Raw genomic sequence first — 17,936 nt, 5'->3', positions numbered from 1 at the left:
CGGCATCCACTCGCCGACCTTCAGCTCGGTCTTCGACACCTTGGCCTTCAGGGCTACGCCCAGGCGCCCAAAGTCATCGGCCGGGCGACCGTCGTCATGCACCGGCAGCAATTGCGTACCCGCCGTGCCACGGCCGCCGTCGAGCTTGACCGAGTACATCCCCAGTATGTCCACGCCGAAACCGACCGTGCCCTGGGTGAACCCGGACTTGGCGTCGAGGATGAAACTCTGGGTCCATTCCTCGGCCTTGCCCTGGGCGTTGTTCGGGTTGGTGAAGTTGCGGTTGAAATAGGCGTTGCGCAGGTTCAGCGTGGCCTTGGCGTCATCGACGAAGCCTTCGGCACTGGCGGCGGTTGGCAGAAACGCGGCAAGGCTGCTGCAACCGAGCAGGATCAGGGCGGGGCTGGCGTTGAGAAGGGTACGGCGGTTTGGACGGTGGTCGGGCGAAAAACGGACACGTGTGCTCACTATGACGCTCCCTACTTTTTTGTTGTTTTTATTTTTGTCATACGTCGTCGTACAACATTGAGGGGATTATTTGGAAGCGGCTGCTCATTGTCAACTGGCCATTATCGGAATTATCCAACTCGACTGTGCTTCAAAATGAGGCGTTTCAATGGCTGTTGCTGGACGAGGTCAAGATCGCAGGCCGTGGCGCCGGGCAGATTTGTGGTTTTAAGATAGCGGGGAGAGTGCTTGGTTGTGCGATGACTGGTCTAAGACATTAGTCGAATGCCCGCGCGCTCATGGACGGTGAGGTCTCTTGTGGCGAGGGAGCTTGCTCCCGCTGGGCTGCGCAGCAGGCCCAAGTGCTTTGTTTCAGCACAATTTTTGGGGGCGGCTTCGCCACCCAGCGGGAGCAAGCTCCCTCGCCACAGGTGTTTTGTTAACCCAGGCTCCCAGTCCATCAGGGAAACCGTGTTTATCCAGATGTAGGAACGTTCGGGATCGGGCTACGTTGTCTTGCGCCATTGCCTACACCTGCGCCAGAATCCGCCGGCTTGTGCGCCTTGCGGTCGGGTTTTATCGTTTCCGGGTCGCTGAGGAATCAGCGATCGGGTTTGGTAGCCCGGGCTGTCGGTGCATAGCGTCATCGCTTGCGAGTGCAATCATGCACTTCGCTTTTTGGTGGCCATGCGCAGGGCCTCTTCGGAGGCGCCGGCTCCGATGCCCGGTCTACCAACCTTCGTATGGCCGCCACCCTAATTCGTTTGGTAGCGAGAGGGTGTTGGCTCCCTTCTACAGCATCGGAGCTTCAACTATGTTCAAAGTAACCCCCAACCCACCCGATACAGATCCATCCAACGCCAAGGCATTCGACAAAGCCGCCGACCGCATCCTCGACTCCTACCTCAAGCCCAAACCCGGCAAACCCGAGGCCGATCCCGGCCAATTGTTCACCGTCGCCCATGGCGTCGACACCGAAACCCTGCTCGCCAACCTCAGCGAAAACCTGGCCTCGGCCAATGCCATGGTCAATGACCTGGCCTTCGACCTGGAAGGTCCCAGGCGTCACATCGCCTTGGGCATCCAACAATTGATCGAACTGAGCGGATTATTGGCGAACCGCGCGCTGGATAACGTCGAAGCACGCTAGCCGACTCACCACAACCCCCTGTGGCGAGGGAGCTTGCTCCCGCTGGGCTGCGCAGCAGCCCCAAAATGGACTGACGCGGTTCTTCCAGGAACATCGCTCCAGCCGGTTTTACGACTGCTGCGCAGCCGAGCGGGAGCAAGCTCCCTCGCCGCAAGGGCACTGTGTACATCCGCCTGAACGTGCACGGTCAATGGGAAGCGAGCCCCCAGTGTTTTCGAAAGTGGGCGGATGCTAGTCTTGAGCAACGCTGTCGTCAGGGAGCCCTCATGGGCAATCACAAGATCGAGATTCGTCGCAGTAACGTCGAGAAAATCCTGCTGGCCGCCGAGAAGGTCTTTGCCGAGAAAGGCTTCGGCAGCACCGCCATGGCCGACATCGCCGCCGAAGTGCAATTGCCTCGTTCCAACCTGCATTACTACTTCAGCACCAAGAGTGAACTGTACAGCGCCGTGCTGTTCGATCTGCTGGAGGTGTGGAAACAGGATGCCTTGTGCTTCGAAATGTTCGACGACCCGCGGGTAGTGCTCAGCAGCTACATCCGCGCCAAGATGAACCACTCCCGCAGCCGGCCCTACGGCTCCAAGGTCTGGGCCAACGAAATCATCCACGGTGCCCCGACCCTGGGCCAGGCGCTGGACGCCAGTCTCTATGACTGGGCCAAGATGAAGGAAGCGAAAATCCGCCAGTGGGTGGAGGACAAACGCATCCTCCCGGTGGAGCCCTCGAGCCTGCTCTACATGATCTGGGCCTCGACCCAGCACTACGCCGACTTCGACCACCAGATCAATATCCTCAACGACCACCAGCCGCTGTCCGACATGCAATTCGAACGGGCGGTGCAGACGGTGACCGGGGTGATTTTGCGGGGGATCGGGTTGGAGCCTTGAGGTTTTGTGGTGAGGCTGATGGCCTCATCGCGAGCAAGCTCGCTCCCACATTGGATCTCTGCTGTACACAACATTTGTGAACGACACGATCCACTGTGGGAGCGAGCTTGCTCGCGATGGCGCCAGTCCAGACACCCCTACCTTCAAGCTGTTACATGATAGGGATTGCGCGGATCATGGTTCCAATCCAGAAACGGCTTGCCGGTGTCCACTGTCACCATCTCGATGCAGTCCTGCACCGGGCAGGTGATCTGGCACAGGTTGCAGCCCACGCATTCTTCATCGATCACCTCGTACACATGGGTACCGTCCGCCTGCTTGAGACTGGCGATGGCCTGGTGTGAGGTGTCTTCACAGGCGATGTGGCAGCGCCCGCAACCGATGCACGCCTCCTGGTCGATCTTGGCGATGACCTGGTAATTGATGTCCAGGTACTTCCAGTCGGTGGTGTTGCCCACCGCGCGACCGGAGAACGCCTGGAGGTTGGCGTGGCCGTGCTCATCCATCCACCGCGACAAGCCGTCCTTCATCTCGTCGACGATGCGAAAACCATGCAGCATCGCCGCCGTGCAGACCTGCACCGCGCCGCTGCCCAGGGCGATGAATTCCGCCGCGTCGCGCCAACTGCCGATGCCGCCGATGCCGCAGATCGGCAAGCCTTGGGTCTGCGGGTCGCGGGCGATTTCGGCGACCATGTTCAGGGCGATGGGCTTGACCGCCGAACCGCAGTAACCGCCATGGGTGCTTTGGCTGCCGACGCTGGGCAGGGCGACCATGCGGTCCAGGTCGACGCTGGTGATGGAGTTGATGGTGTTGATCAACGACACCGCGTCCGCACCGCCCCGATGGGCCGCCCGTGCGGCGACGCGGATGTCGGTGATGTTCGGCGTGAGCTTGACGATCACCGGCAGCGAGCAATAGGTCTTGCACCAGCGGGTCACTTGTTCGACGTACTCCGGCACCTGGCCGACCGCCGCGCCCATGCCCCGTTCCGGCATGCCGTGGGGGCAGCCGAAGTTCAACTCGATGCCGTCGGCGCCGGTGGCTTCCACCAGGGGCAGGATGCGTTTCCAGGATTCTTCGACGCAGGGCACCATCAGTGACACGATCAACGCCCGGTCCGGCCAGTCCTTTTTCACCTGGGTGATTTCCCGCAGGTTGATCTCCAGGGAGCGGTCGGTGATCAGCTCGATGTTGTTGATGCCCAAGACCTCGCGATTGGCACCGTAGTGGGCCGAATAACGCGAGGACACATTCACCGCCGCAGGATCCTCACCGAGGGTTTTCCAGACCACGCCACCCCAGCCGGCCTCGAAGGCGCGGACCACGTTGTAGGCCTTGTCGGTGGGTGGTGCGGAGGCCAGCCAGAACGGGTTGGGGGCTTTGATGCCGGCGAAGACAATCGACAGATCGGCCATTTACGCAGCCTCCACGTTAAGCATCAGTTGAGCGTTGATCGCCTCGGCGGCGAGCTTGCCGTGCTGCACCGCCTGCACGGTGAGGTCCTGGTCCAGGCTGGTGCAATCGCCGCCGGCGTAGACACCGGGAACGCTGGTGCGCAGGTGTTCGTCCACCAGAATTCGCCCGTCCTGGCGCTTGAGCTCCCGGGCCAGCGGGTCCACCAGTGCGTGGTCATCGAAGGCTTGGCCGATGGCTTTGAAAACGGCGTCGGCGGCCAGGTCGAAGGTCTCGGCACCGATGACCAGTCGACCGTTTTCCAGATGGGTACGGGAAAAGCGCATGCCGCGCACATGCCCGGCGTCATCGAGCAACACCTGTTGCGGTTGGGCCCAGGTCAGCAGACGCACCTGATTAGCCTTGGCGATGTCTTGCTCATGCAAGGTGGCACCCATGTCTTCAAGGCCACGACGGTAGACCAGGTTGACGTCCCGGGCGCCGAGGCGAGCCATCTGCACGGCCATGTCGATGGCGGTGTTGCCGGCACCGAGCACGATGCAACGGTCGGCCAGCGGCAACTGGCTGAGGTCGTCGGCCTGGCGCAGTTCGCGGATGTACTCGGTGGCGGCCAGCAGCCCCGGGGCCTGTTCGTCGCTCAGGCCCAGTTGCTTGCTGGCGGCCAGGCCGAGGCCGAGGAACACTGCGTCGAACTGCTGGTGCAGGTCGCTCAGGCTGAGGTTCTCGCCGAGTTTCTGGCCGTGACGGATTTCGATGCCGCCGATGTCCAGCAGGAAGTCCAGCTCGCGTTGGGCGTAATCGTCCACCAGTTTGTACTTGGCGATCCCGTATTCGTTGAGGCCGCCGGCCTTGTCCCGGGCTTCGAAAATCACCACGTCATGGCCATGCATCGCACTGCGGTGCGCACACGCCAACCCCGCCGGCCCGGCCCCGACCACGGCGATGCGCTTGCCGGTGGTGGCGGCACGCTTGAACGGGTGTTCGCTGAAGTGGGCGTTGTCCACCGCGTAGCGTTGCAACGAGCCGATCAACACCGGCGCGCACTCATGGGCGTTGTTGCGCACGCAGGCTTGCTGGCACAGGACCTCCGTGGGGCAGACCCGGGCGCAACTGCCGCCGAGGATGTTGGCCGAGAGGATTTTCTGCGCCGCGCCTTGGACGTTGTCCTGGTGGATGTTGCGAATGAACGACGGAATATCGATCTCGCTCGGACAGGCGTTCACGCAGGGCGCGTCGTAGCAGTACAGGCAGCGGGACGCTTCCAGGTGGGCCTGGCGCGCGTTGAGCGGCGGCGCCAGGTCGCTGAAACGGGCGGCGAGGGTGGCCGGGTCTTCCTGGGAATGGGGGAGGTGACTCAAGGGCTGGATCATGGAGTGGGCCTCACGGTGTTTGAGGTGCTGCCTCTGGTGGGCAGTGGTTTTTTCGGTGTCTGGACTGGCCTCATCGCGAGCAAGCTCGCTCCCACAGGGGATCTGCAGTGCCCATGGCTTTCGCATCCACCCAAATCCAGTGTGGGAGCGAGCTTGCTCGCGATAGTCCGAAGGCCTGGGTTCAGCGCTTCACGGCAACCGGCCTGTGCAACTCCGCCCGCTTGCTCAGCAAATCGAACACCGCCGGGTACGCCGGCCGTTCGATGTAGCGCCCGGCGCCGCGCTCGGCCCGCAGGTCGCCGTCGGCCCACACCAGCCGACCCTGGCTGATGGTGTGGCTGGGCACGCCGCGCACGGTCTTGCCTTCGAAGATGTTGAAGTCCACTTGCTGGTGGTGGGTCTTGGCTGAGATCGTGCGGCTGCCCTGGGGATCCCAGAGCACCAGGTCCGCATCGGCGCCGACGCGGATCGCCCCCTTGCGTGGGTAGAGATTGAAAATCTTCGCGGCGTTGGTGGAGGTGAGGGCGACGAAGTCCTGCATCGACAATTTGCCGCTGTTGACCCCCTCGTCCCAGAGCACCGCCATGCGGTCTTCGATCCCGGCGGTGCCGTTGGGGATCTTGCTGAAGTCGTCACGCCCGGCAGCCTTCTGTTCGGCGCAGAAGCAGCAGTGGTCGGTGGCGGTGGTGTGCAGGTTGCCGGACTGCAAGCCGTGCCAGAGTGCCTCTTGATGCCCGCGTGGGCGGAAGGGCGGGCTCATCACGTAGCCGGCGGCGGTCTGCCAGTCGGGATCGCGATAGACACTGTCGTCCAGCAACAGATGCCCGGCCAGTACTTCACCGTAGACCGGTTGGCCCTTGCTGCGGGCGTAGGTGATTTCGTCCAGGGCTTCCTTGGTGGACACGTGCACCAGGTACAGCGGCGTGCCCAGGGTTTCGGCGATGCGGATGGCGCGGCTCGCGGCTTCGCCTTCCACTTGCGAAGGGCGTGACAACGGATGGGCTTCGGGGCCGGTGATGCCCTGGGCCAGCAGCTTGCGTTGCAGGTGGTAGACCAGTTCGCCATTCTCGGCATGCACGGTGGGCACCGCGCCCAATTCCAGGCAGCGCTCGAAACTCGCGACCAAGGTGTCGTCGGCGGCCATGATTGCATTCTTGTAGGCCATGAAATGCTTGAAGCTGTTCACGCCGTGATGGCTGACCAACTCGGCCATTTCTTCGCGGACCTGTTCGCTCCACCAGGTAATCGCCACGTGGAAACCGTAGTCACTGGCGCTTTTCTCGGCCCAGCCCCGCCACTGATGAAAGGCTTCCATCAGCGACTGTTGGGGGTTGGGAATCACGAAGTCGATGATCGACGTGGTGCCACCGGCGAGACCCGCCGCCGTGCCGCTGAAGAAGTCTTCACTGGCGACCGTGCCCATGAACGGCAACTGCATATGCGTATGGGGGTCGATGCCGCCGGGCATCAGGTATTGACCGCTGCCATCGAGCACTTCGACAGCGGCCGGAACATCCAGGTTGTCACCGATGGCCTTGATCACGCCGTCGGCGCAAAACACATCGGCGCGATAACTTTCATCATGGGTAATAACGGTGGCGCCACGGATCAACAGAGACATTCCGAGTTCCTCGCAGGCATGACCGACTGTTGCCGGTTCTTTATGTTTTATCGATCACGGTAGGTAAAGTCGTGCCGGTTTATGTTCTTGTCACAACTGTCAGGATTAGACGCTAGCTGGAGTTTTTGAAATGAGCAAGATTATTTTTTATAAGCTTATGTGCTAATTAACTTATTGAAATTAAAGGATTAATTTATTAATTCACCAAAATGGTGAGCCTGCTCACCATTTTGACGCACTTGACAGGATCATTATTTGAGCGAGATTTGTCATGGTAAATCAGCGGCTTGAAAGCGTTGCAAGTGCAGTCTAGACACCTCGCGTCGATCCGGGGTGCACCACTTTGAATCTCCCCCTCGACAGGGCGTGAAGGTCATCTAGCCTCAAGGGCGGTAAGCAGGGAGTGACACAAGGCAATAACGTGGCTTTAAAACGTTAAACATCAAAAGGTTGAAAGGGTTATATCGATCATCCGGTCAGCTCGGCACATTATCCGGCACGGTTATTGAGTGCTGTCGTGGGTCTGGCGGGGTGGTCGGTAGCACGCGTGCAAGTACTCCGGCCATCGCCCGTCGATGAGCAAAAATAATGAAAACAGTGGAGCGGACATGACCAGATCAACAGTGACCGAGCGCGACGGATTGTTCGAGCTTGAAGCCGGCAGCGACGTCCTCGACAGCCCCCGTTATAACCACGATATCGCGCCGACCAAGGTGCACGAGCGAACCTGGAACAAATGGCACATCACCGCACTGTGGGTGGGCATGGCGATCTGCGTGCCGACCTACACCCTTGGCGGCGTGCTCACCGCCTATTTCGGCCTGACGGTGGGCGAGGCGCTGCTGGCGATCCTGTTTGCCAACATCATCGTGCTGATCCCCCTGACCCTGAACGCCTTCGCCGGGACCAAGTACGGCATTCCGTTTCCGGTGCTGTTGCGCTCGTCCTTTGGCGTCATCGGTTCCAACGTGCCGTGCCTGATCCGCGCCCTGGTGGCGTGCGGCTGGTTCGGCATCCAGACGATGTTCGGCGGGCTGGCGATCCACCTGTTTCTCGGCTCGGTGTTCGACGGCTGGAAGAGCCTGGGCGGCACCGGCGAAGTGATCGGCTTCATGGTGTTCTGGGTCATCAACCTGTGGGTGGTGTTGCGCGGCGCCGAGTCGATCAAGTGGCTGGAAACCTTGTCTGCGCCGCTGCTGGTGCTGGTGGGCGTCGGCCTGTTGGTGTGGGCATTGCCCAACGTTTCATTGACTGAACTGATGGCGGTCCCGGCCAAGCGACCCGAAGGCGCCGGGGTGACCGGCTATTTCCTCGCCGGGCTGACGGCCATGGTCGGTTTCTGGGCCACCCTGTCGTTGAACATTCCGGACTTCAGCCGGTATGCCAAGAGCCAGAAAGACCAAGTCGTGGGGCAGATCATCGGCCTGCCGCTGACCATGTTCCTGTTCGCCTCCCTCGGCGTGGTCATGACTGCCGCCTCGGAAAAACTGGTGGGGGTGACCGTCTCCGACCCAGTGACCTTGATCGGGCACATCCAGAGCCCGGTGTGGGTGGCGCTGGCCATGGTGCTGATCATCGTCGCCACGCTGTCGACCAACACCGCCGCCAACATCGTTTCGCCGACCAACGACTTCCAGAACCTGGCGCCGAAACTGATCGGCCGCACCAAGGCCGTGATGCTCACCGGGCTGGTGGGGCTGGCGCTGATGGCCCACGAACTGTTGAAGAAACTCGGCCTGATCGTCTCCGAGGTCAGCCTCGAGTCGGTCTATTCCAATTGGTTGCTGGGTTATTCAAGCCTGCTGGGGCCGATTGCCGGGATCATGGTGGTGGATTATTTCCTGATCAAGAAACAGCAACTGGACCTGGCCGGGTTGTACCGCGACGACATTTACCCGGCGTGGAACTGGAACGGCTTCATCGCCTTTGGCGTGCCGGTGGTGCTGACCTTGTTGTCCCTGGGCAGCGACGCGTTCAGCTGGTTCTACAGCTACGGCTGGTTCACCGGCTCGGCGCTGGGTGGGGTGATTTACTACGGGTTGTGCAGCATGCGAGCGAGCCCGTCCGTCGCTAAAACCGCGGTGTGAGGGAGGGCCTCATCGCGAGCGAGCTCGCTCCCACACTGGATTGCTGATCCCCTGTGGGAGCGAGCTTGCTCGCGATAGCGGCCTCAAGTACACCGAAAACATGCCTGAAAAAATGGAGATCCCCATGAACGCAGCCATCGACGTCCTGCAATCCACCCAGCCGCACATCAACCGCGACCGCCTGTGGCAATCGCTCATGGACCTGGCCCAGCTCGGTGCCACGGTCAAAGGCGGTGTGTGCCGGCTGGCGCTGACCGACCTCGACCGCCAGGCCCGCGATCTGTTCGTGCAATGGACCCAGGCGGCGGGCTGCACCGTCAGCATCGATGGGGTGGGCAATATCTTCGCCCGTCGCCCGGGGCGCAATCCGAACCTGCCACCGGTCATGACCGGCAGCCACATCGACACCCAACCCACCGGTGGCAAGTTCGACGGCTGCTTTGGCGTACTGTCCGGGCTGGAGGTGCTGCGCACCCTCAATGACCTGAACATCGAGACCGAAGCGCCGTTGGAGGTGGTGGTCTGGACCAACGAAGAAGGCTCGCGCTTCGCCCCGTGCATGATGGGCTCCGGGGTGTTCGCCGAGAAATTCACCCTCGAAGAAACCCTCGCCAAGACCGACGCCGAGGGCATCAGCGTGGGCCAGGCGCTCAATGCCATCGGCTATGCCGGCCCGCGCCCGGTCAGTGGGCATCCGGTGGGGGCGTATTTCGAGGCGCACATCGAACAGGGGCCGATCCTCGAAGATGAGGGCAAGACCATCGGCGTGGTGATGGGCGCCCTGGGGCAGAAGTGGTTCGACCTGACCTTGCGGGGTGTCGAGGCTCACGCTGGTCCGACCCCGATGCACCTGCGCAAGGATGCCCTGGTGGGCGCGTCGATCATCGTCGGCGCCGTCAACCGCGCCGCCCTCGGTCATCAGCCCCATGCCTGCGGCACGGTCGGTTGCCTGCAGGCCTATCCGGGCTCGCGCAACGTGATTCCCGGCGAGGTGCGCATGACCCTGGATTTCCGTCATCTGGAACCGGCGCGCCTGGACTCGATGATCGCCGAGGTCAAGCAAGTGATCGAAGACACCTGCCGGCAGCACGGCCTGACCTTCGATTTGAAACCCACCGCCGACTTCCCACCGCTGTATTTCGACCAGGGCTGCGTCGACGCCGTGCGCGGCGCCGCCCAAGGGCTGGGCCTGTCTCACCTGGACATCGTCAGTGGTGCCGGCCATGACGCGATCTTCCTCGCCGAACTGGGCCCGGCCGGGATGATCTTCGTGCCCTGCGAAGGCGGCATCAGCCACAACGAAATCGAAAACGCCGCCCCGGATGACCTCGCCGCCGGCTGCGCGGTGTTGCTGCGAGCGATGCTGGCGGCCTCCCAGGCGATTGCCGAGGGGCGCATGGCGGCGTGAAGGGTAGAAGATCGCAGCCTCGTTGCATTCGACAGCTCCTACACCGCTGTTACGGGGAACGTGTCATCACTGGGGGTGGTCGTAACTTCCATGCGCGCCTGAATCACATGGAGACCCAATGAATCAGCAAGTCCCGACCACCGATACCAACCGTCGTCAATTGCTGCAGATCATTGCCGGACTGTCCGACGGGGTGATGTTGATCGAGGTTGACCAGACCATTGCCTGGGCCAACGCAGCGGCCTTGACCATGCACGGGGTCCAGGACCTCTCTGAGCTGGGCACCACGGCCCGGCAATACGCCCGGCGGTTCAACTTGCGTTACCGCAACAACCATCCGTTGACGGAAGACAATTACCCCATCGCCCGGGTTGCCCGTGGCGATGAGTTCAGCGATGTGTTGGTGGAGGTCACGCCCAAGGCTGACCCGGATCGCACCTGGGTGCATCGGATCCGCAGCATGGTCCTGGCCGACCGCAACGGCGAGCCGGAGCTGCTCGTGTTGATCCTCAGCGATGCCACCGAATGGGCCAGCGCCGAGCAGCGCTTCGAGAAAACCTTTGGGGCCAACCCGGCGCCGGCGGTGATCTGTCGCCTCAGCGACCTGCGCTACATCAAGGTCAACCCGGGGTTCCTGGAGATGACCGGCTACAGCCGCGAGCAGGTGATCGGGCGTTCGGTGTATGAACTGGATGTGCTCGAAGCCGCCGAAAAACGCGACCTGGCCGTCGAGCGCCTGGGGCAGGGCGCGACGATTCCGCAAATGCAGGCCGAGTTGAAATTGCCCGATGGCACCACCAAGCAGGTGATCGTCGCCGGCCAGCCCCTGGACCTGCACGACGAAGACTGCATGCTGTTTTCCTTCATGGACATGGAGCCGCGCCGCAAGGCAGAAACGGCGCTGCGCCAGAGCGAGGAGCGTTTTGCCAAGTCGTTCCGCCTGTCGCCCGTGCCCACCCTGGTGTGCAGCGCCGAACAGCAATTGCTGGAAATCAACGAGGCGTTTCTCCAGACCACCGGTTACGCCAGCGAAGAGTTGCTGGGTAAAACCGTGGAGGAGATCGGTTTTCTCGACAAGGACGCCGGCGCCGCGCTGTTTGCCCGGCTGGAAAAGGCTGCCGCGGTCTCCAGTATCGACGTCAAGGTGCACAAGAAAGGCGGTGAACTCATCGATTGCGAGGTCGCCGCCGACACGGTGCTCATCCAGGACAAGCCCTGTTACCTGTTGGTGCTGATGAACATCACTGAACGCAAGCGCTCGGAACTGGAGCTGGTGGCGGCCATCGAGGAGGTGATGAAAGACGCGTCCTGGTTCAGCCGGACCCTGATTGAAAAACTGGCCAACGTGAAGAGCATCAATGCCCAGGTGCCCAGCGCATCATTTACCGAGCTGACGGCCCGGGAGCGTGATGTGCTGGGGCTGATTTGCGAGGGGCTGGCAGACAAGGAAATCGCCGCGCGGCTGAAGCTGGCGCCCAACACCGTGCGCAATCACGTGGCGACACTGTATTCGAAACTGGATGTCCACAGCCGCAGCGAGGCGATTGTCTGGGCGCGAGAGCGGGGTTTGTTCGCCAGCGAATGGCGAATGAAGGCACCATGATAGCCAGTGCAAATGCACCGGGTGTGCTGGTGCAAATTCGGGTTTTGCACGGGGGGACGGTTCCTTAGGCTATGGGTGTGCGACATCGTTTGTGATGTCGCGTCCCCCACGAAACACACAAGGAATACGCCACGATGTGCAGTGAACGAACCCGATACGAGCGTGACAGGATATCTATTCGGACCAGGAGGTCGGCGCTGTCCCCCGTTCATTTGTCCCCTCAGGGCTGAGGTGCATCCCATGACCCATCTGGCCCCCTTGCGTGCCCGCCTCGAAGAAAGCTTTACGCCGCTGGCCTGCGAATGCAGCCTCAATGGCGACGGCACCCTCACCGTGCGTCTGTATCACCGTGAAAGCGGCGAGGTGGACTTGGTAGTGAGCGGCATGAGTGTCGACAGCGTCCGCTCGGAAGAAAGTATCGCGAAGCTGATCGATGAGCTGCGCTATGAACTGCAAAACACCCCGCTGCATCGCAGTGAGTCCTGATAGATAAACCTCGAGCACGCCACGCCCTACGGCTGCAACAATGTCCCCCGGCAATCGAGCACCAACCGTGCGCCACCGTGTTCGCTGCTGCCCACCTCCAACGTAAACCCGTGCAGGTTGACGATCGCTGCGACGATCGACAGGCCCAGGCCGAATCCGCCGTGCTGGCTGCTGCCCTCGGCGCGGTAGAAACGGCGGAACACCGCCTTGCGCTCCGCCTCGGGAATGCCCGGGCCGGAGTCGAGCACTTCGATGCGCGTGCTGTCGCCCTGGTCGACCCCACGCAGGATCACGGTGCCCCCCGGCGGGGTGAACTTGATGGAGTTGCTCAGCAGGTTCGACACGGCCTCGAACAGCAAGGCCCGGTCGCCGTTGAGCAGGGGCAGGGCGTCGGGCGCCTCCAGGATGAAGGTCAGTTCGCCTTCCTCGGCCAGGGGCAGGTAAAAATCATGCAGCTCCTGCAATAACTGCAACGGATCGAGGCGTACGAAGCCCGAGCGCCGTTGCTGGTCTTCCAGTTCGGAAATCCGCAACAAACCACGAAACCGCGCCATCAGGGTGTCGGTCTCGGCGATCACCTGGTCCATCTGCAAGGCCTCGGGGGAACCGTCCGGCGCTTGCTGCTGGATGCGATAAAGTTGGGCACGCAGGCGCGTCAACGGGGTGCGCAGGTCGTGGGCAATGTTGTCGCACACGCCCTTGACCTCGTTCATCAAGCGCTCGATGCGCTCGAGCATGGCATTGACGATTGCCGCCAGCATGTCCAGTTCATCGCGCCGGCTCGATAGCGGCAGGCGATGGGTCAGGTCGCCGGCGACGATGGCTTCGGCGCTGGCCTGCAACTGGCGAATCCGGCGTAGCGGTCGGCGGCGCAGCAGGTGCCAGCCAGCGATGCCCGGCAGGATGGTCAGCGATACGCCCCAGAACAGCGCGTGCAAGATGATCCGTGTCACCGCGAACAGCGAGCCGTTGTCCCGGGCCAGGATCAGCCAGCGGCCGTCCTGGGTCCGGGTCGCCACCGCGTCGCAGCTGTCGGAAGGCACGCCCGGGTCATCGGAGTCGACGCAGCCGCCGAGCATGTGGATCTTGCCGTCAAGGGGCAGGTCGGTGGGCACCCGCAGGATCGGCCCGCTCAAATGGCGCAGTTGCGGATCGAACAGCCCGTAGGCGTCGACGCCGCGTTCGTCGAGCGTCAGGCTGGCCATGAGCGCATCTTCCAGTTGGTCGCCGTGGATCCGGGCGAACAGATGCTGGCGCTGCATCAGGGAGTGTTTGGCCAGGCTGTCGAGGTAGCCAAACACTTCGTAATACATCACCCCCATCAGGATCGCGCTCCAGATCACGAACAGCGAACTGTACAGCGCCAGCAGGCGGCTGCTGGAGGAACGCCAGCCCTTAGCGGGGTTCAGCAATGACATAGCCGGAACCCCGTACCGTGCGAATCAGCGGTTCCAGGCCCGGCGGGTCGATTTTCTTGCGCAGGCGGCCAATGTGGACGTCGATCAGGTTGGTGCCGGGGTCGAAGTGATAGCCCCAGACTTCCTCGAAAATCATCATGCGCGAGAGGATTTGCCCGCTGTTGCGCATCAGGAATTCCAGCAGCTTGTATTCGGTGGGCAACAGGCTCAGCAGTTGCCCGTTGCGGCTGGCTTCGCGGCTGATCAGGTTCAGTTCCAGGTCGGCCACCCGCAGCGCGGTCTCCGGCTCGCGGGTGCCATTGTTGCGCCGCAGCAGCACTTCGACCCGGGCGGCCATTTCGTCGGTGGCGAACGGCTTGGTCAGGTAATCGTCGCCGCCGGCCCGCAGGCCACGCACGCGTTCATCCACATCGGAAAGGGCGCTGATCATCAGGATCGGTGTGGCCACGCCCATGGTGCGCAGCGTGGTGACGATCACCAGGCCGTCGAGCTCAGGCAGCATGCGGTCCAGTGTGATCAAGTCGTAGTCGCCGCTGACCGCCCGTTCCAGGCCTTCGCGGCCGTTATCGACCCAATCGACGTCCAGGCCGTTGCGGGTCAGCTCGGCAACGATTTCACGGGCGGTCACGGCGTCGTCTTCGATGGTCAGGATGCGGTTCATGGGCGGTACCGTGTGGGGAAGTTGGAGCGATTGCACAGCATTCTGCCAAAAATTACCTGTCGGCTTTCTGAAAAAAAGTTCATGGACCGGCACGCCGATTCGCTGGCCTGGATCAACACTTGGTCACAAATTATCCCTAACATGAATTTCGCGCGCACTATCATGTTGCGTCTGTTGCCCCGCTTCGGTGCGCTGTTGCCGGGTACCGACGCGAACCGGTGGATGTGTGCCGCAAGGAGCCGAAACTTCACTGAACCTTCAAGGAAGAGCAGCATGATGCAACCTCAAGACGTTCTACGCCGAACATTCGATATCCAGCCGTTGACCCGTGCCGATATGACGGTGCGCCTGGACGGGCAAGCCGTCAACGCCGCCCACGGGGAAACCGTCCTCACCGTCATCCAGTCCCTGGGGCAACGCCAGGTCGCCCGCAACGACCACGACCAGATCAGTGGCGCCTACTGCGGCATGGGCGTGTGCCAGTGCTGCCTGGTCAAGATCGACGGCCGCCACAAGCGCCGCGCCTGCCAGACCCTGGTGCGCCCTGGCATGCAGATCGAAACCCGGGCCAACCGCATGACCGAAACGGAGGCGCCATGAGCCTCGATCCGGTGATTGTCGGCGGTGGGCCGGCGGGCATGGCTGCGGCCATCGAGCTGGCCACCCACGGGGTGCGTTGCACCTTGCTCGAAGAGGCGCCGCGCCTCGGCGGCGTCGTGTACCGCGGGCCGCTGCGCGATGGCGTCAGCCTGGATTACCTGGGGCCGCGCTACAGCGAAGCCCTGGAAAAACTCCACGGAGAATACCAGCGCCATGCCGGGTTGATCGAGGTGCGATTGGGCAACCGTGTCATCGGTGCCGAAGGCTTCCGGGCGTTGATGCTGCTGGATGCCGACGAGCGCCTGGGCGAGGTCGCCTATTCCCATCTGGTCCTGGCGGCCGGTTGTCACGAACGCAGCGTGCCGTTTCCTGGCTGGACGCTGCCGGGGGTGATGATGCTCGGGGGCCTGCAATTGCAGATCAAGAGCGGCGTGGTCCGGCCGCCGAGCCCGGTGGTGATCGCCGGCACGGGGCCGTTGCTGCCACTGGTGGCCTGCCAGCTGCACGCTTCAGGCGTGGCGGTGGCGGGTGTCTTCGAAGCCTGTGGGTTCGGCCGGATCGCCAAGGAAAGCCTGGCGTTGCTGAACAAGCCGCAGTTGTTCCTCGACGGCCTGAGCATGCTGGCCTACCTCAAGCTCAATCGCATTCCCGTGCGCTATGGCTGGGGCGTGGTGCAGGCTGACGGCGAGGGTGAGTTGAGCCACGTCACCGTCGCGCCGTACTCCACGACCTGGGAGCCGGACCTCAAACGCGCCGAACAGGTGCCGGCCCAGACCCTGGCAGTGGGCTACGGGTTTATCCCGCGGACTCAATTGAGCCAGCAGATGGGCCTGGAGCACGGTTTCAGCGACGACGGCTATTTGCGGGCCGTGTCCGATGCCTGGCAACAAAGCAGCGAAGCGCACATTCACCTGGCCGGCGACATGGGCGGGATCCGTGGCGGTGAAGCGGCCATGCTCAGCGGGCGCATCGCGGCGTTGTCGATCCTCATGCAACGCAACGTACTGGATCCGTCCACGGCCCTGGCCCACCGGGAGCGTTATCAAGCGCAACTGGCGCGGATCATTCGCTTTCGCGCCGCCGTGGATCGCTACACCCAGCGTGGTGCCGGGCAAACCGCGTTGCCTGCCGCCGACACGGTGATCTGCCGCTGCGAGCACGCCACCCGCGCCGACATCGACCGGGCGCTGGAGCAAGGCGTGCAAGACATGGCCAGCCTGAAGATGCGCACCCGCGTGAGCATGGGCGATTGCCAGGGGCGGATGTGCGTCGGCTACTGCAGCGACCGCTTGCGCGAAGCCACCGGGCGCGCCGACGTGGGTTGGCTGCGGCCGCGTTTCCCCATCGATCCGATTCCCTTTTCAGCGTTCCAGAATGCCGGCACGGAGGCGGTTTCCCATGATTAAGGACTACGACGTGGTCATCGCCGGGGGCGGTGTGATCGGGGCCTCGTGTGCCTATCAACTGTCCAAGCGCAAACACCTGAAGATCGCCCTGATCGACGCCAAGCGCCCCGGCAACGCGACCCGCGCCTCGGCGGGTGGGCTGTGGGCCATCGGTGAGTCGGTGGGCCTGGGTTGCGGGGTGATCTTCTTTCGCATGATGTCGGCCAACCGCAAGCGCCAGACCCAGGGCGCCGCCGTGGCGGTGGATGCCAGCACGCCGCACATCCTGCCGCAGTCGTTCTTCGAGTTCGCCTTGCAGTCCAATGCGATGTACCCGCAGTTGCACCGCGAATTGATCGACCGCCATGGTATGGATTTCAAGTTCGAGGAGACCGGGCTCAAGTTCGTGATCTACGACGACGAAGACCGTTTGTACGCCGAGCACATCGTCGCCTGCATTCCCCACCTGGCAGACCAGGTACGCTGGCTCGACCAGGCGGCCTTGCGCGAGGCAGAGCCGAATGTGAGCCATGAGGCCCAGGGCGCCCTGGAGTTTCTCTGCGATCACCAGCTCAGCCCGTTCCGCCTGGCCGACGCCTACACTGAAGGCGCCCGGCAGAACGGTGTCGACCTGTTCTTCAACACCAACGTGACCGAGGTGTTGCGCAGCGGCACGCGGGTGACCGGGGTGCAAACCGCCGAGGCGGGGACCTTCCACTGCCGGACCCTGATCAACGCGGCCGGCGCCTGGGCGGCGGACCTGAGCGAGCAGGCCACCGGCGTGCGGATTCCGGTCAAGCCGGTCAAGGGCCAGATCCTGCTGACCGAGCGCATGCCGAAAATCCTCAACGGCTGCCTGACCACCAGCGACTGCTATGTGGCGCAGAAAGACAACGGTGAAATCCTCATCGGCAGCACCACCGAAGACAAAGGTTTCGACGTGACCACGACTTATCCGGAGATCGAAGGGCTGGTGCAAGGTGCGGTGCGCTGCATTCCGCAGTTGGTCGACATCAACCTGAAACGAACCTGGGCCGGCCTGCGCCCGGGATCGCCTGATGAACTGCCGATCCTGGGACCGATGCGCGGGGTGGAAGGCTATCTCAACGCGTGCGGGCATTTCCGCACCGGTATCCTGACCTCGGCCATCACCGGCGTGTTGCTGGACAAACTGGTGAACAACGAGCCCTTGCCGCTGGACATCACGCCATTCCTGGCGGACCGCTTCGAGGTGGCGCCGGTGGTAGAGCCCAAGGAAATGGAGCTGGCCTGAGCAAATCCTGCGTGGGGGCTGTGCTGAATACATATCCCGCAGTCACCCCGAAACAAACTGTGGGAGTTGTGGTGAGTGCCTATCCAGCAGGCATCCGGGAACAAACTGTGGGAGCGAGCTTGCT

Annotated in this window: 15 protein-coding genes; 9 read left to right on the top strand and 6 right to left on the bottom strand. The window is 62.6% G+C overall.

Annotation, left to right across the window (positions count from 1 at the left end):
• A partial coding sequence (locus tag J4E53_RS24330) for an OprD family outer membrane porin (RefSeq protein ID WP_219734558.1) occupies nt 1–396 on the bottom strand: 396 nt, incomplete at its 3' end.
• A gap of 865 nt (nt 397–1,261) precedes the next feature.
• Between J4E53_RS24330 and J4E53_RS24325 the strand changes: the two genes are divergently transcribed.
• Nucleotides 1,262–1,597, top strand: a complete 336-nt coding sequence (locus tag J4E53_RS24325) for a DUF6124 family protein (RefSeq protein WP_060741718.1) — start codon at nt 1,262–1,264, stop codon at nt 1,595–1,597.
• A 266-nt stretch (nt 1,598–1,863) separates the two neighbouring features.
• Nucleotides 1,864–2,484, top strand: a complete 621-nt coding sequence (locus tag J4E53_RS24320; RefSeq protein ID WP_060741719.1) for a TetR/AcrR family transcriptional regulator — start codon at nt 1,864–1,866, stop codon at nt 2,482–2,484.
• Nucleotides 2,485–2,627: 143 nt separating this feature from the next.
• Here J4E53_RS24320 and preA read toward each other — a convergent pair whose 3' ends face one another.
• The 3 genes from preA to hydA all read right to left on the bottom strand — a co-directional run bounded on the left by preA (nt 2,628) and on the right by hydA (nt 6,891).
• A complete protein-coding gene (gene preA / locus J4E53_RS24315) occupies nt 2,628–3,902 on the bottom strand; it encodes an NAD-dependent dihydropyrimidine dehydrogenase subunit PreA (RefSeq protein ID WP_103310397.1) in 1,275 nt (424 codons plus the stop codon).
• Nucleotides 3,903–5,270 carry an NAD(P)-dependent oxidoreductase gene (locus tag J4E53_RS24310; RefSeq protein WP_103310400.1) on the bottom strand — a complete coding sequence of 456 codons (1,368 nt, stop codon included), beginning with the start codon at nt 5,268–5,270 and terminating at the stop codon, nt 3,903–3,905. It abuts the gene before it with no gap.
• A gap of 181 nt (nt 5,271–5,451) precedes the next feature.
• A complete protein-coding gene (gene hydA, locus J4E53_RS24305) occupies nt 5,452–6,891 on the bottom strand; it encodes a dihydropyrimidinase (protein ID WP_060741721.1) in 1,440 nt (479 codons plus the stop codon).
• Nucleotides 6,892–7,499: 608 nt separating this feature from the next.
• On the opposite strand from hydA, the gene J4E53_RS24300 reads away from it, so the two are divergent.
• The 4 genes from J4E53_RS24300 (at nt 7,500) to J4E53_RS24285 (ending at nt 12,475) form a co-directional block, all read left to right on the top strand.
• Nucleotides 7,500–8,978: an NCS1 family nucleobase:cation symporter-1 gene (locus J4E53_RS24300; RefSeq protein WP_060741722.1), complete on the top strand. Its 1,479-nt coding sequence runs from the start codon at nt 7,500–7,502 to the stop codon at nt 8,976–8,978.
• A gap of 124 nt (nt 8,979–9,102) precedes the next feature.
• The gene (locus tag J4E53_RS24295) at nt 9,103–10,386 is read left to right on the top strand and encodes a Zn-dependent hydrolase (RefSeq protein WP_103310395.1); all 1,284 of its coding nucleotides are present in this window, start codon (nt 9,103–9,105) and stop codon (nt 10,384–10,386) included.
• 118 nt (nt 10,387–10,504) lie between these two features.
• Nucleotides 10,505–11,989, top strand: a complete 1,485-nt coding sequence (locus J4E53_RS24290; protein WP_060741724.1) for a PAS domain S-box protein — start codon at nt 10,505–10,507, stop codon at nt 11,987–11,989.
• A gap of 240 nt (nt 11,990–12,229) precedes the next feature.
• Nucleotides 12,230–12,475 (top strand): DUF1652 domain-containing protein, encoded by a 246-nt coding sequence (locus tag J4E53_RS24285; RefSeq protein WP_060741725.1) that lies wholly within the window; start codon nt 12,230–12,232, stop codon nt 12,473–12,475.
• 26 nt (nt 12,476–12,501) lie between these two features.
• Here the strand turns inward: J4E53_RS24285 and J4E53_RS24280 are convergent, their stop codons facing one another.
• Both J4E53_RS24280 and J4E53_RS24275 read right to left on the bottom strand, forming a co-directional pair.
• Nucleotides 12,502–13,893 (bottom strand): HAMP domain-containing sensor histidine kinase, encoded by a 1,392-nt coding sequence (locus J4E53_RS24280; protein WP_103310394.1) that lies wholly within the window; start codon nt 13,891–13,893, stop codon nt 12,502–12,504.
• The gene (locus J4E53_RS24275) at nt 13,871–14,554 is read right to left on the bottom strand and encodes a response regulator transcription factor (protein WP_053122824.1); all 684 of its coding nucleotides are present in this window, start codon (nt 14,552–14,554) and stop codon (nt 13,871–13,873) included. Before J4E53_RS24275 ends, J4E53_RS24280 begins: the two co-directional genes overlap by 23 nt.
• 276 nt (nt 14,555–14,830) lie before the next feature.
• Here J4E53_RS24275 and hcnA point away from each other — a divergent pair, with 276 nt between their 5' ends.
• The 3 genes from hcnA to hcnC are packed head-to-tail and all read left to right on the top strand — an operon-like array spanning nt 14,831 to nt 17,812.
• Nucleotides 14,831–15,154 (top strand): cyanide-forming glycine dehydrogenase subunit HcnA, encoded by a 324-nt coding sequence (hcnA, locus tag J4E53_RS24270; protein ID WP_072404983.1) that lies wholly within the window; start codon nt 14,831–14,833, stop codon nt 15,152–15,154.
• Nucleotides 15,151–16,560, top strand: coding sequence for a cyanide-forming glycine dehydrogenase subunit HcnB (gene hcnB / locus J4E53_RS24265; protein WP_060741728.1), 1,410 nt, complete (start codon nt 15,151–15,153; stop codon nt 16,558–16,560). Before hcnA ends, hcnB begins: the two co-directional genes overlap by 4 nt.
• Nucleotides 16,553–17,812: a cyanide-forming glycine dehydrogenase subunit HcnC gene (hcnC, locus tag J4E53_RS24260; protein WP_060741729.1), complete on the top strand. Its 1,260-nt coding sequence runs from the start codon at nt 16,553–16,555 to the stop codon at nt 17,810–17,812. The genes hcnB and hcnC overlap by 8 nt, the downstream gene beginning before the upstream one ends.
• Nucleotides 17,813–17,936 lie beyond the last annotated feature (124 nt).

The sequence above is a fragment of the Pseudomonas sp. FW305-28 genome, from assembly GCF_017351395.1.
GTDB lineage: Bacteria > Pseudomonadota > Gammaproteobacteria > Pseudomonadales > Pseudomonadaceae > Aquipseudomonas > Aquipseudomonas fluorescens_AA.
The sequence above is the reverse complement of the archived record's forward strand: the minus strand, read 5'-3'. Positions and strand labels throughout refer to the sequence as shown.

Bases quoted from the DNA above. Each gene is read 5' to 3' on its own strand.
- J4E53_RS24325 (WP_060741718.1), top strand. From the start codon at position 1,262: ATGTTCAAAGTAACCCCCAACCCACCCGATACAGATCCATCCAACGCC.
- J4E53_RS24320 (WP_060741719.1), top strand. From the start codon at position 1,864: ATGGGCAATCACAAGATCGAGATTCGTCGCAGTAACGTCGAGAAAATC.
- preA (WP_103310397.1), bottom strand. From the start codon at position 3,902: ATGGCCGATCTGTCGATTGTCTTCGCCGGCATCAAAGCCCCCAACCCG.
- J4E53_RS24310 (WP_103310400.1), bottom strand. From the start codon at position 5,270: ATGATCCAGCCCTTGAGTCACCTCCCCCATTCCCAGGAAGACCCGGCC.
- hydA (WP_060741721.1), bottom strand. From the start codon at position 6,891: ATGTCTCTGTTGATCCGTGGCGCCACCGTTATTACCCATGATGAAAGT.
- J4E53_RS24300 (WP_060741722.1), top strand. From the start codon at position 7,500: ATGACCAGATCAACAGTGACCGAGCGCGACGGATTGTTCGAGCTTGAA.
- J4E53_RS24295 (WP_103310395.1), top strand. From the start codon at position 9,103: ATGAACGCAGCCATCGACGTCCTGCAATCCACCCAGCCGCACATCAAC.
- J4E53_RS24290 (WP_060741724.1), top strand. From the start codon at position 10,505: ATGAATCAGCAAGTCCCGACCACCGATACCAACCGTCGTCAATTGCTG.
- J4E53_RS24285 (WP_060741725.1), top strand. From the start codon at position 12,230: ATGACCCATCTGGCCCCCTTGCGTGCCCGCCTCGAAGAAAGCTTTACG.
- J4E53_RS24280 (WP_103310394.1), bottom strand. From the start codon at position 13,893: ATGTCATTGCTGAACCCCGCTAAGGGCTGGCGTTCCTCCAGCAGCCGC.
- J4E53_RS24275 (WP_053122824.1), bottom strand. From the start codon at position 14,554: ATGAACCGCATCCTGACCATCGAAGACGACGCCGTGACCGCCCGTGAA.
- hcnA (WP_072404983.1), top strand. From the start codon at position 14,831: ATGCAACCTCAAGACGTTCTACGCCGAACATTCGATATCCAGCCGTTG.
- hcnB (WP_060741728.1), top strand. From the start codon at position 15,151: ATGAGCCTCGATCCGGTGATTGTCGGCGGTGGGCCGGCGGGCATGGCT.
- hcnC (WP_060741729.1), top strand. From the start codon at position 16,553: ATGATTAAGGACTACGACGTGGTCATCGCCGGGGGCGGTGTGATCGGG.